Source organism: Chryseotalea sanaruensis (assembly GCF_003990915.1).
GTDB lineage: Bacteria > Bacteroidota > Bacteroidia > Cytophagales > Cyclobacteriaceae > Chryseotalea > Chryseotalea sanaruensis.
The window spans coordinates 594,652-608,409 of sequence record NZ_BHXQ01000001.1 but is presented as its reverse complement, the minus strand read 5'-3'; the positions used below and the strand labels follow the sequence as shown (position 1 = coordinate 608,409).

Below are 13,758 nucleotides of genomic sequence, written 5' to 3'. Positions count from 1 at the left end.
TTTTAGTTATGCTTTATTTAGGTTCATATCAGCATTATTATTGGACAGATGTAAGAAATTTCACATTCTTGCACATTAATTGTACCTTACTTAAGTTGGAAACAGATTATACTTTATATCCAAACATTGAAGCTTTATGAAAAGATCTTTAATTACGCTTTTATCGCTATTGATTACCATGCATATTGTTGTTGCTCAACATGTTCACGAATCTGGAATTGAGGCAAAAGCACCAATAGATACTACTAAAAAAAGTATTCCAAAGGAAGTTCATGCACAGTTAGGCGATTCTCACCACATGATCTACTATTATGCGCCTGCTGTTCGCGGACGTGATATCTGGGGTGGCTTGGTACCATATGGTGAGGTTTGGGTTACAGGTGCGCATCGTGCTACTCATTGGCAGTTTGATAAGGACATCATGATTGGAACACAACGTATCCCTGCTGGTAAGTATGGTGTGTTCACTATACCTGGTAAAAAGGAGTGGGTATTTATTTTAAATAAAAATTGGGATCAACACCTGGCTGATGATTATGATCAAAATGAAGATATCATCAGAATAAAAGTGAAGGCCGGCAAGAGCAATAAAAATCAGGAGAGGCTCGCTTACTATTTAAATGAAACAGGAAACAAACAAAATGCTCTTATTATGTCGTGGGAAAAGATTAGGATAAAAGTATCATTTGCTAATTTGTGAAAATAATTGTTTCTGTTAATCAGCATAATTCATTAGAAGTTTGCAAAAAACAAAAGAGGTCTTAATTCGCAAGAATTAAGACCTCTCACTATAAAAATCAAACTACCTATTTCTGAACACCCGGTAAGCCTTCTGGCTTAGCTTGTTCATTCGCAAATGAAGGTGCCTTACGTTGTGTAGGATATACTTCATCTAAAGTATTGCCTTCATACAAGCGTCCGTTCTTCATTACTTTATTAATTGTATTTGTATTACGGATATTTTCAAGCGGGTTGCTATCTAAAATTAATAAGTCAGCTAATTTGCCTGGCTCAATGCTACCCAGGTCGTTAGCCAAGCCTAATGCTTTTGCCCCATGAATAGTCGCAACTTTTAGCGCATTCAGATTACTTAATCCGCCTGAAGCGACACTCCACAATTCCCAATGATAACCAAGACCTTGCAATTGGCCATGCGATCCTACCCCCGCATTACCTCCTGCTTTCACGAGATCATTTACAAAGCGTGCATGGTCATCAAACACATGCTCTTCTTGCATAAACCATCCTGGTCTTCTTCTTGACTTCTGATCTAACTCAGATTTAGCTGTAAAGTAATTGAGCTTCGAATCTCCATTTACATTTTCTGTTGCATAGTAAAAATTCTCGGCCCACGGACCACCGTATGCAACTAGCAACGTTGGTGTGTAGGTCATTTTCGATTCTGCAACTGCTTTCGCAAAATCGCTATACAATGGATAGATCGGGAAAGCATGTTCGTGTCCTGAGTAACCATCAATTAGATTAGTAACGTTGAGTTTAAAATCTAACCCCCCCTCAGTTGTTGGCATTAAACCTTGTTCTTTACAAGCCTGTACTACCCACTGCCTGTGCTGACGGTTACCTGTCAAATACATTTTAATTGTCTTGGTGTTATAGTAATCAGAATACTGTTTCAAGATGTCTTTGGTTTGCTCATAGTCTTTCAGGTTGTAAGACCAAAAGCCAACACCAGGACCTGTACTATAAACACGTGGACCAATAATATCACCAGTTTCAACCATGTCGCTATACGTCAGTACATCAGTTGTAGCTGTTTGCGGATCGCGTGTTGTAGTAACACCATAGGCTAAGTTAGCTGCGTACATCCACACCTGATTTTTATGAATACCCCACGCTGGCCACATGTGTGCATGTGTATCAACAAAGCCTGGTACAATGGTCTTTCCCCTTAAATCCATTTTTTGCACATTGCTTCCAACGCTGATAGAACCAGCAGCACCAACTTGTTTAATGCGAGCATTCTCAATCAATACATCACCACTTTCAATTACTTCATCACCTTTCATGCTGATGATCCTTGCATTCTGTAATAAGATACTGCCTGAAGGAATATCCTTCTGAACAATAACTTTAATCCTTAACTCAGCTGGTTTATAGCCTTCATCTTTCTTTTCATCTTTATCTGCCTCCTTCTTCTCTCCTTCTGCCTTCTTATCTTTTTCTTCCTCTGCTTTCTTCTTTTTCAATTCCAGTTCTTTGGCTTTAGCTTCTTCCAAACTGTAAGTAAAGAAAGCATTGCCTAAAGCATAATACACTAGCTTACCATTAGTACTCCAGGTTGGAAACTCTCCGCCTATTTTGGTTAATTTTGTGGCTGGAAAAGAAGCCTTGTCAGCATCAGCTACCGAAATCTTGGGTACCTCGCCACCTGTTTTAGGAATGGTTACCACATAAATATCATTGTTGATGTGTGCAATGGCTTTATCTCCTTCTGGCGCCATAAGAATAACGTTGGCATTAGATGGTTCGCGCTGAGGCTCTGTAGCAGATTCGTATAACATACAATGTTGTTCACCCAGTGCCGCACCGTAGGTCATGATACCCGTTATTTTGGCATGTGCTTTTTCATCACTGCCATCCCATCGGATTGATACTAAACCTTTCTGACCACTGTATAAATAAATGCGGTCATCGCTTCTCACAAAATGCGGATTACTTCTTCCCTTCGCTTTGCCAATTACATTAATGTTACCACCATCGCCACTAATCCATGCGATAGAATTTTGATTTGCAAAAGTTACTGGATCTGGGTCTTCTTTAAAGTTGTAGGAACTGCCTTGCAAGAAAACAATTTTATTTCCCTGGAAAGTCCAGGCCGGCTCGGAGTAAAGTGCAGGTACAGTGGTTAAACGCTGTGGTTTAGCGCCCTTCGCTTTAAAATTGATTTTATAAATATGACCTCCATTATCTTCCCAGGTAGTCCAGGCTAACTGTGTGCCGTCTGTACTCCAGGCTGGTTGTGCTTCAGTATATTTCGAAGTACTAACGCGTTTAGGTGTACCGTTAGGTAAATCCATTACATACAGTCTGTTCAATGCTGTAAAAGCAACCTGTTTGCCATCTGGAGAAACAACTGGTGTACGAATTTGCGTAACCACCATATCTTTGTCATCCTTAATCGGATAATTAAAATCAACTAATGGGCCCATTAAGAAGTCCGTTTCCATTTGGAAAGGAATATTAACGGCTGCGCCCCCGGCAACTGGTATGCGATAAAATTTACCACCGTAAGAAGCCACTAATTCTTTACTATCTGGTGTAAATGACATGGCCGGTAATACACCAAGCGGTGCAATCGACTCCTGCTCATCACGCTGTACAGGGTAAGCCAGCCATTTTTCATCGCCTGTCCTAAGGTCATGTAAAATCAGACCTGTCTGGTCGTTGTAACGTGAACCATACACCAGCCACTTACCATCGGGTGATAGCGTTGGTGTAAAGGCTGATCCATAACGAGAAGTTTTCACTTCGGTTTCACCATTGTCTCTATCGTAAACAGCCAGTTGATATTGCGGCAATTGCGCATTGTAATTCCAGGCAGCATTTCGTTGTGCATACCAGATATAGCGGCCGTCTGCACCGAAAGCAGGTTCTACTACTTTAAGATTATCTGGTTTGCTGATAATTTGTGCACCAGTTCCACCGTCTTTGTGAAACATCCATAATTTTAAATTTCTTGTGCCTCTTGAACCAATAATGTAAGCACCGTCTGGTGTCCACTCTGCGGATTGATAATGATCGGTGTTACCTTTTGTTACTTGAAGTGAATCTTTCCCGTCTAAAGAAAACCACCAGATGTTTTCTCCACCACTACGATCAGACACAAACAATAACTTTGTGCCATCAGGGCTGAATTTAGGGTGCGAATCGAAGGCCATGCCTTTAGTAAACTGTGTTGGCTTACCACCAGTTATGGGCATAGTAAAAATATCACCTAAAAAATCGAAGGCAATAGTTTTTCCATCAGGACTAACATCTAATGACATCCAAGTACCTTCAGTTGTTTTAATAGACACCGTTCTGCCTACTTCCAGAGGAAGATCCTTTTTCTTTTTGGGCTTTTCTTTCTTAGTCGAATCCGACTTTTCTTTTTTATCGTCTTGCGCCAGGGTTGCAAAGGCAACAAAGACTGCGATAAGGACCAGGAGGTATTGTCTCTTCATAAGCAATTTAAATGTTAAGTAAGAAAGCTATTTGTTAACAAATAATCAATTGAATTACATCAAAGGCTTTATTAAACCATCGGTTGAATAAAAACGATAAGAGGCTACCTTACAATGGGTTAGTTGACTCCACAATCACTGTCGTTTAGTTAAAATTAGCCTCCCCTACTTCTCCTCAAGAATAAAGAACATGACGAAAACATAGCACGGTGTTTTAGGCTCCTCGTTCCCTTCGGGAGACAAGGAGCGGACAGGGGCTTACAAGATTAACCTGATAACTATGGTAAGATGCTTGCGCCTGAAGTGAAGGGAAATTATTAAAAACCCAGAATATATTCCTGAAGATTTATACTACGATCCAACTGAAGTTTTTTGCGTAGCCTGTACCGGCTGATCTCCACACCTCGCACTGAAATGTGAAGTAGTTGAGCAATTTCTTTTGTCGAAAGGTTCATACGTAAATAAGCACTTAATTTTATTTCCTGCGGACTCAGATTAATGTGTGTTGCCTTGAATCTTTTAGAAAAATCGCCATGTACCCTGTCAAAATGAATTTGGAAATGTTCCCAATCGCTATCGGTTGAAATATTTTCTTCAATTTCTTTTACAATCTTATTAAGCTCTTTTTGTACATCAGCATTTTTCTCTCGTTTTACAATGGCGCTTAAATTAGTTTTTATGCCTGAGATAAATTCATTTTTATTTAACAAGTGAAAAGTAGATGTGCCTAGTTCTTTATTAATGTGCATCAATTCGGATTCTAGTTTTTCATTTTGTAAACGATTAATTTCCTCAAGCGATTGTTGTGATATTTTTTCAATTTCATTTTCTTTCCTGATCAACTCTTTCTTTTGTTTTAAGCGCATCATTTGCTGCGCACGTTTATACTTTCTATCTATTGTAAGAAAGGCCACCAGCAACAAGGCTACTATTACTGTAATGTAAGCGGCTATTGCCAACAAGGACCTATACCAAGGAGGTTGTATATAAAAAGTATAAGTTGATTCGGTGCTAACCTGACCATTAATATTCTGTGCTCTTACATGAAATACGTAACGGCCTTCTCGAAGGTTGGTGTATTCTTTTTGTGAAGTGCTTGTCCATTCTGACCAATCTTTTTCAAAATTCTCTAGATAATATTGATACTGAATTTCACTTCCTTCGTAAGTAGTAGCTGCATAGCGGAAGTGTATTGAATTTTGAGCAAACGATAATTTAACGAATGGTTTATCCTTAACATCCTCCTGCTTTAATTCATTACCATAATAAAGTACGGAGTCTTGCCCACTATTAATAATCGTAACCCTTCGGATTAAGCTTTGAAAGCGAAAATCTTTTGGAGGCTCTTTCTTAGGGTCGTAATGAATGAAGCCTTCTTTTGAACCAAAGAGTACTTCATTGTTGCTCAATACATGCAAATTCTCCAAATCATCATTTAGGAAACTTCTTATCCGATTAAAAGAATTACTTTCTACAACATATTCACCAACTGAATTTCTTTTTAAAACACCCACTTTATCACTACCAATAAAATAGATGTTGCCATAGGAGTCTTCACGCATCATCCATATTTGCGAGACCGATCCTAATAATTTTGAATAAAACTCATCACTTACAAAAGCATCGGAAGAAGGTTCATATTTATACAAACCATATTCGCTGGTAAAAGTCAATTCATTTCTGATGGAGAATACATTGATGAGGTTATTGGATGGGAAGCCTTTGTTGCTGGCATAATAATTAACCTTAAGCAGACTGTCTCTATTCATTACTACTTTAAAGGCTCCTTTGTAGCCATGGGTAATCCACAACTCCCCTGACCTGTCGAATTCCATTACACGTGACGACTCTGAAAACCCTTGAAGCTTCTTTTCATATTTCCAATGTCCGCCCTCCTTTTTGAATAGTTGAAGCCCGTTGTATAAACCACCCACCAACATATTTTGGTTAGTAGGAATAGTAGCAAAAACCCATGCACCAGGTTCATCCGAAATTCTTCTACTTTGCAAACTCTCTATCCGATAGGCTCCAGTATGATGCCCTATCAAAAGGTCATTATCGTATTTGCCGATGTGGTAAACCTGACCTCTTGTTCCTTCTACCAAATCAGCTGCTCGTAATGGATTATCCAAATTTTTAAGATACAAACCATTATTTGTACCCAAGTAAAGTTTATTTCCTGTCAACAAAGCAGCATAACCGGTGCCAGGCAAACCACTTTGTTCGTTAACGTGGCTGAAGGGCGAACCAAGTTCCACATACGAAATACCATTGTTCTGACCTATCCACAAGTTGCCGAGGTCATCCTCATATAGGCTCAATATGGTCCTGTTTTGTAGGCCTTTTCCGTTGGAGAGTTCCATAAGTAAATCACCGTTAGCATTTACCAATAGCAGGCCGTTGTTTTGCGTACCAATAGCAACGTTACCGTTACGCAGCATTTGCATACAGTTAACAATAGACTCTTTAAAACGTTGTTGCAAAGCCATTGTCCATGGTTTTATCTGATTGTTCTCCAACTGAAAAATACCATCCTGAAAAGTGCTGATGAGTATCTTATCTTTGGAAAGCGCTTGCATGGCTGAAATACTTTTCTTGGCAAAGAATTCGCCATTTGGTATCAATTGAAGTTGCTCGCCAACCAATCGGGATAAGCCATTATTCTGCTCCAACACATACACCTGCCGGTTAACATAGAAAGATAATTCCAGGGGATAGTTAGATTCTACAAGCACAAAACCTTTAGGTGTATAGATATAGATCCTTCCGAATGTACAGAAGAAGACCTTATCCTGATCAATGAATACATTCCAGGCTTCATCGAAGTTACGCACAGTACTTGGCAGGCTATCGGCCAGAGAAGTATAGGTGAGCCTCCCCTGATGATCAGGAAAGAAAAAACCAAAATCACCCTGACAGCCAACATATATCTTACCATCCTTCGCGAGGGCAACACTCCTCATTTTACTCCCATTTCGAGTACGATAGGTTTCCCATTCATGCCCATCAAACTCTAATAACCCGTAGTTATTGGCCAAATAAATGACTCCTCGAGTGTCTTGCACAATGTCCCAATTTTGAATACCGGCCTTGTATTGTTGTGGGCTATAGTTTTTAATGAAGGGAAGGCCATTAAGACTATTTTGAGCCTGTAAAACGCCATTTGAACCGATTAGCAATGCAACTGTTATCTGAAGTAATAGTTGAAATTTTCTCACAGCTTTAAAATCGATATGTATAATACTTGAATTTGCATTGTAGTAGCTAATATATAGTTAAATCATTGATTTAAAGATAATTTGAATGAATTTCGAAGATGTGATGTATTTTTGATGTATCCTTTTAAGGTGTGTGTAGTAGTATTGATGAGGTTAATTAATTGAAAATACAATCGGTAAACAGGATGTTTGTTACATAATTACAAACGATTGCGATAAACACCCATTGCAAACAAGTGCAACAAACTTAAACCACAATCTATGAAAGTAAAGTTACTGATCTTGTTCACACTCCTCTCCCTCTTTGCCCAGGCACAAAGCCAGGTAAAGGGCAAGGTAGTTGATGAAGGCGGGATGCCCCTACCTGGAGTGAATGTCTTAATTAAGGGAAGCACCCAGGGCACAGTCTCTGATGCTTCAGGAAATTTTGCCCTGAATGTTAATAACAATGAAACATTAGTTTTCAGCTTCATTGGTTACGCAGCACAAGAAGTTGTGTTTAACGGCCAAACTGATTTAACTGTACAACTCGTATTAGACATTACCGCCTTACAAGAGATTGTGGTAGTCGGTTACGGTACATCTACTGTTAAAGAACTGACCGGATCTGTATCCTCTGTAAAAGGAAGTGAGCTAATGGCTTTGAATCCGCAACGCATTGACCAGGCATTACAAGGTCAGGCAGCTGGTGTTCAAATCTCAACGGCTTCAGCCTCTCCTGGTGGAGCATTGAATATTCGCATTAGAGGACTTTCAACAAATGGTGATAACAACCCTTTAGTTTTGGTTGATGGTGTTCCTTACGGCACTGAGGGTTTAAATGCGCTAAATCCATCAGATATTGAGTCAATCAACGTTTTAAAAGATGCAAGTGCTGGTATTTATGGTGTGAGAGCTGCCAATGGTGTTATAATTATTACCACCAAACAAGGCAAGAAAAACACTAAACCAAGTCTTGATTTCAACGGTTACTCAGGTGTACAAAGTACCACCAAGCAGATAAACCTTTTAAATGGTTATGAATACGCTGTATTAAAGAATGAAGCATTTGCTGCGGGTGGTCAGCCTATTCCTTTTAATAATGTAAACATTGGCGATGGAACTGATTGGCAAGACGAGCTTTTTCAACAATCTCCCATTCAGAACTATAATTTGAATATCAGCGGTGGAACAGAAAAGAGTACCTACTCTATAGGTGGTTCATATTTTGATCAGGAAGGAATTGTTGGTGCTGACAAAGCAACCTATAGTCGCTATAATGCACGTATCAATTTCACAACGGAGATTGCCCCTAAACTTACCCTTCAGAACGTATTGCTCTATACACATGAAAAGCGTAAGTCTTTACCGGAATCTGGTATTGGATCCGTTCTTTATAATACAGCAAATGCTTCTCCAGCTAATACTATCCTTCAACCAGACGGAAGTTATACTTACCTGGAAGAATTCAGCGATATCATTAACCCATTTGCCCAAATGGCAAATACTTTTAACGATACTAAGGTTAACAAAATCGTTGGTAAACAAGAGCTTACATATAAGATCAATGACAATTTCGAAGTAACAGGACGTATAGGTTATAACTATGCAATTGTAAGTTCAAAGACTTTTAATCCATTGGTTTACTATGGAAATGGTAAAGCTCAGAACTCTGTTAACAATCCTCAATTAGTTCCAGATTCGGTAACTCTCTTTACAAAAACAATTGATTCTGTCTTTGTAAATGGTCAATGGACACAGCAAATAGTTAACTTTAAAATGCCTCGCACAAGTACTGTTACTGAATCACAGCAGATTTACTTTAACTATAATGCAGAAGCTTTCTTAAATTATAATAAAGTATTCAATGATGTACATTCAGTGAAGGGAACTTTAGGGACCTCATTTATTGAGGACAACAGTGAAGGGCTTTCGGCAACTGCCTATACAATCCCTTATAATTCAGTTGAGTTTGGAGACATCTCTATTGCCGATGGTAATAATTTGTTAAGAAATAATTCATCTTTTCAGAGTAGAACGCGTTTGCAATCATTCTTCTTAAGAGCTGAATATGGTTACGATGGAAAATACCTTGTGTCAGCACTTATCCGCAGAGATGGATCCTCTAATTTCGGTGCAAACAATCGCTTTGGTTACTTCCCTGCCGTTTCAGCAGCATGGGTAGCCTCAGAAGAGTCTTTCTTTAATTCCAACCTTATTGAATTCTTAAAAGTAAGGGCAAGTTTTGGTGTAGCAGGTAATGATAAAATTGGTTTGTTTCGTTACAGAGCATTGCTAAACGGTGAAGGTGTTTATCCATTCGATAATCAATTGGTAACAGGAATTGCCATAGGCGCTTTCGGTAATCAGGATTTAAAATGGGAAACAACTCAACAAACAAATATTGGTGTTGATTTAACGCTTTTGGGTGGCAAAGTTGACGTAACAGCAGATTATTATATCAAAGCAACGAGTGACTTGTTGTTCGTGCCTGACGTATCAGCAGTAGTTGGTGCTTACGGAGCAGGAAGTAGCCCTCCGGTTGTAAATGGTGGTGATGTAAGAAATAGTGGTCTTGAGTTTATGGTTACTTACCGTAACAAAATTGGTAAAGATTTAAACTTCAACATTGGTTATAACCTTACTACTATTAAAAATGAAGTTACTGCATTACAACAAGGTGTTGACTTCTATGAATTTGGTGGATTCGGCGTTGGTGGTGGTACTGCCACACGTATGCAGGTAGGTTACCCTATCGGTTATTTCTTTGGCTATCAAACTGATGGCGTTTATCAAAGTTCACAAGAAGTTACCGAACGCGGTGTGACCCAAGCGGGCGCAGAAGCAGGTGATTTACGTTATGCTGACTTAAGTGGTAACGGCAGCATTAACTTCAGTGATGATTCTGATAAAACAATTCTAGGTTCCGCAATTCCAGATGTAATCATGGGGCTTAATTTAGGTGTGAACTATAAAGGATTTGATTTATCAGGATTATTATATGCATCTATCGGCAATGAGATTTTGAGAAACTACGAGCGTGATCAACCGTTGGCCAACCAACTTGCTTACCGTATTAACCGTTGGACAGGTGCAGGTTCTACCAATGAACACCCACGCTTGACTACCGCTCCAACCAGAAATAATGTTTTGTCTGATTACTTTGTTGAAGATGGTTCATTCCTTCGTATTAAAAATATTCAGCTTGGTTATACACTTCCAGCAAGTGTAAGTGAGAAAATCGGTGCCAGCAAATTGCGTGTGTACGTTTCTGCCAATAACCTGGCAACATTCACAAAATACATGGGTTACGATCCTGACTTCTCCTCTGGTAGTCCTTTGACTGGTGGTGTTGATCAAGGTGTTTATCCGCAAGCAAAAATTTTCATGGCAGGTTTCAATCTAAATTTTTAAAAAAATGAAACTATTTATAAGAACGATCTTACTAGCCACTGGCATCAGCTTAGTCTCTTTAAGCTGCGATGACTTTGTTGATATTGATCCATATTACGCTCAGGATGCTGAGAACTATTTTAAAAGTCCTGACGATTACCAACGCGCGTTGGTTGGTGCTTACGACTTAATGCAGACTTCATATCTGGATATCTGGATTGGGGAAATTGCTTCGAATAATTCAATTGCCGGAGGTGAAAGTGTTACCGATAGTGAAGGTCTTCATCAAATAGATGCTATGACACACGGTGGCGTAAACACAGAACTAAGAAGCATCTTCAGGTTTATGTATGCCGGTATTACCCGTGTTAACTACATTTTTGAAAATAAAGACAAACTTGAATTCGATGGCAAAGACAGGATTTTAGCGGAAGCACACTTCTTGCGTGCTTACTACTACTTCGAATTGGTTAAATTCTTTGGAGATGTTCCTGTTGTATTAGACAGAAGGCTTTCCGCTACTGAAGTTTCTGGTTTACCCAGAACACCAAAGGCAGAGGTTTATACTCAAATCCAAAATGATTTAATTGCTGCCGCTGAAGTGTTGGGTTGGTCTACACCTGTAAAAGGTAGAATTACAAAAGGTGCTGCGCTGTCGTTGCTTGGAAAAGCTTACCTCTATCAGGATAAGTTTACAGAAGCTGCTACCACACTTGATGAGGTAATTAATGATGGACCTTATGCATTGTCTGCAGACTTTGCAACAATATTTCGCGCATCTAATGAAGGCTCTAGTGAAACTATTTTCGATATTGAATACGTAGGAACAGAAGGCGGTAGCTACGGTTGCTTTGTTTGTTTGGAAGGCTTTGCAGCTGTTGGTTTTCATGGAATTCGTCAGTACACTGGCCCTATATACACTAGTGGTAACAGCTACAACTTACCAACCCAGGACTTAGTTGATGAGTTTGAACCTGGTGACCCTCGTTTACCGGCATCAGTTTTAGATATTGAAGCCTTTAAAACCGCACAACTTCCTACTGAAGTTCTGTATGGTGTTGGCGGAGGCGGACATACTGGTTATTTCAATAACAAGTATTTAAAAAGATTGGATGAACTTGGTGCTGGCGATGATGACTTGACAAGTCCTGTTAATCACAAAGTAATTCGTTATGCAGATGTATTACTGATGGCTGCAGAAGCACACAATCGTAAAAGTGCTCCGAATGATGGTTTGGCACTTCAATATTTAAATGAAGTAAGACAGAGACCATCGGTAAATATGCCGGCAGTAAATGTTACCGGTAGTGCACTTACACAAGCAATCTGGCATGAACGCAGAGTTGAACTTGCAGGTGAAGGTTTACATTTCTTTGACCTTGTAAGAACAGGTAGAGCTGCTGCTGAAATAGATGGTTTTACAACCAACAAAAATGAATTGTTCCCCTTACCTCAGGATGAAATTGATTTGGCGTCTGCTGGTTGGGCACAAAACATAGGTTACAATAATTAATTGAACTTAGCTGTAATAAATATGAAAAAGATACTATACACCTTACTGTGGTTTGTTTGCCTGCAAACAGTCATCACAGCTTGTAAAGAAGACGATCCGCAACTGGGTCCTGCTCCAAGCAGTACTGATGTTACCTTTACTTTCGAATATGATGCTTCAAATCCTAACCTTGTGCGTTTTACCAATACCTCGGCTATCGGTTTTAAACCAATCTGGGATTTTGGAAACGGTGTGATATCTACTGCAAATCAAGTAACAGTTCCTTATCCTGTTGAGGGTGATTACAATGTAAAATTAACACTACTTACAGCTGGCGGTATTGCCAACAGTTCGCAGGTAGTTAATATCGCTGAAACAAACCCCTTGATGCTGGATATACCTTCTTACAATATGCTAACAGGTGGTGTAGATGCGGTTGATGGTAAAACCTGGATCATTGACAAAGAAACACCAGGACATCTTGGGGTTGGTCCAAATGGCGGAACCTTCCCTGAATGGTATTCTGCCGCACCCTTCGAAAAGGAAAATAGAAATTTCTATGATGATGAAATGACGTTTAAACTAGATGGTTTCAACTATAGCCATGTTGTAAATAATTTCTTCTACGCCAATGGCGGATACGGTGCAACCCTGCCCGGTTCTGTTCAAGAACCAGGCGGTGGTGATTTCTTTGCTCCTTGGACTCCACAAACAAGCACATGGACGCTAACTGATAATGAGGATGGAACATACGGTCTTACGGTATCGAATCCTGAATTTATTGGCTATTATCATGGAGCAACAGCCTATACAATAATTTCATTGTCGAATGATGAGATGCATATCAAGGCGGTTGACCCTAATGGTGGTGATCCATGCTGTACCTGGTATCAGCGTTTAATCAGAAAAGGATTTACCAGACCTGTAACACCTCCAGAACCATTAGAATACAAAATCGAGGACATCGAAGATAATTTTCAAGTAGCGTCTACTATTGCCTTTGTGAATGATGGCGGTGGTTCGTTGACTACCAACTACGACAACCCTGCGCCCGTTGGATTAAATACTTCGTCTAAGGTGGCCATGTACATAAAAGCAAACGGTGCTGCTTCTCAGTTTGCCAATGTGCAAATACGCCTTGATTATAAAATGGATATTACAACACGTAATAAGTTCAAATTGAAAGTGTTTATTCCAAGTTACAATGATTATACAACGGAAGGCGGAGAACCATGGCAATCGTATAGCACTTTGCAAAAACAAGTGGCGTTAAAACTTCAAAATCGTGAATTAGCCGGAAACGCATATACTACCCAGGCCGAAGTTAAATTTGCTGGTCTGGAAACCGATAAGTGGCTTGAATTGGAATTTGACTTCAGCGCCTTCAGTGATCGCACTGATTTTGATCAAATTGTGATTCAAATTGGTGGTGAAGCAATTCATACCGGTGGTATCTTTTTTATAGATGACCTCGAGTTGTTAGATTAATTAA

At 39.5% G+C, this 13,758-nt stretch carries 6 protein-coding genes; 4 read left to right on the top strand and 2 right to left on the bottom strand.

All coding sequences use genetic code 11. The features are described from left to right. Positions 1 to 136 precede the first annotated feature (136 nt). Positions 137 to 700, top strand: a complete 564-nt coding sequence (locus SanaruYs_RS02480) for a DUF2911 domain-containing protein (RefSeq protein WP_127120920.1) — start codon at positions 137 to 139, stop codon at positions 698 to 700. Between the two features lie 106 nt (positions 701 to 806). Here SanaruYs_RS02480 and SanaruYs_RS02475 read toward each other — a convergent pair whose 3' ends face one another. Further along, a complete protein-coding gene (locus SanaruYs_RS02475; RefSeq protein WP_127120919.1) occupies positions 807 to 4,184 on the bottom strand; it encodes an amidohydrolase family protein in 3,378 nt (1,125 codons plus the stop codon). Between the two features lie 317 nt (positions 4,185 to 4,501). Next, entirely contained in the window at positions 4,502 to 7,402 is a 2,901-nt protein-coding gene (locus SanaruYs_RS02470) for a ligand-binding sensor domain-containing protein (RefSeq protein ID WP_127120918.1), read from the bottom strand. A gap of 261 nt (positions 7,403 to 7,663) precedes the next feature. Between SanaruYs_RS02470 and SanaruYs_RS02465 the strand changes: the two genes are divergently transcribed. The 3 genes from SanaruYs_RS02465 to SanaruYs_RS02455 are packed head-to-tail and all read left to right on the top strand — an operon-like array spanning position 7,664 to position 13,754. Then, the gene (locus tag SanaruYs_RS02465) at positions 7,664 to 10,795 is read left to right on the top strand and encodes a SusC/RagA family TonB-linked outer membrane protein (protein ID WP_127120917.1); all 3,132 of its coding nucleotides are present in this window, start codon (positions 7,664 to 7,666) and stop codon (positions 10,793 to 10,795) included. A gap of 4 nt (positions 10,796 to 10,799) precedes the next feature. Next, the gene (locus tag SanaruYs_RS02460) at positions 10,800 to 12,287 is read left to right on the top strand and encodes a RagB/SusD family nutrient uptake outer membrane protein (RefSeq protein WP_127120916.1); all 1,488 of its coding nucleotides are present in this window, start codon (positions 10,800 to 10,802) and stop codon (positions 12,285 to 12,287) included. Positions 12,288 to 12,308: 21 nt separating this feature from the next. After that, a complete protein-coding gene (locus tag SanaruYs_RS02455) occupies positions 12,309 to 13,754 on the top strand; it encodes a PKD domain-containing protein (RefSeq protein WP_127120915.1) in 1,446 nt (481 codons plus the stop codon). Positions 13,755 to 13,758: the final 4 nt, after the last annotated feature.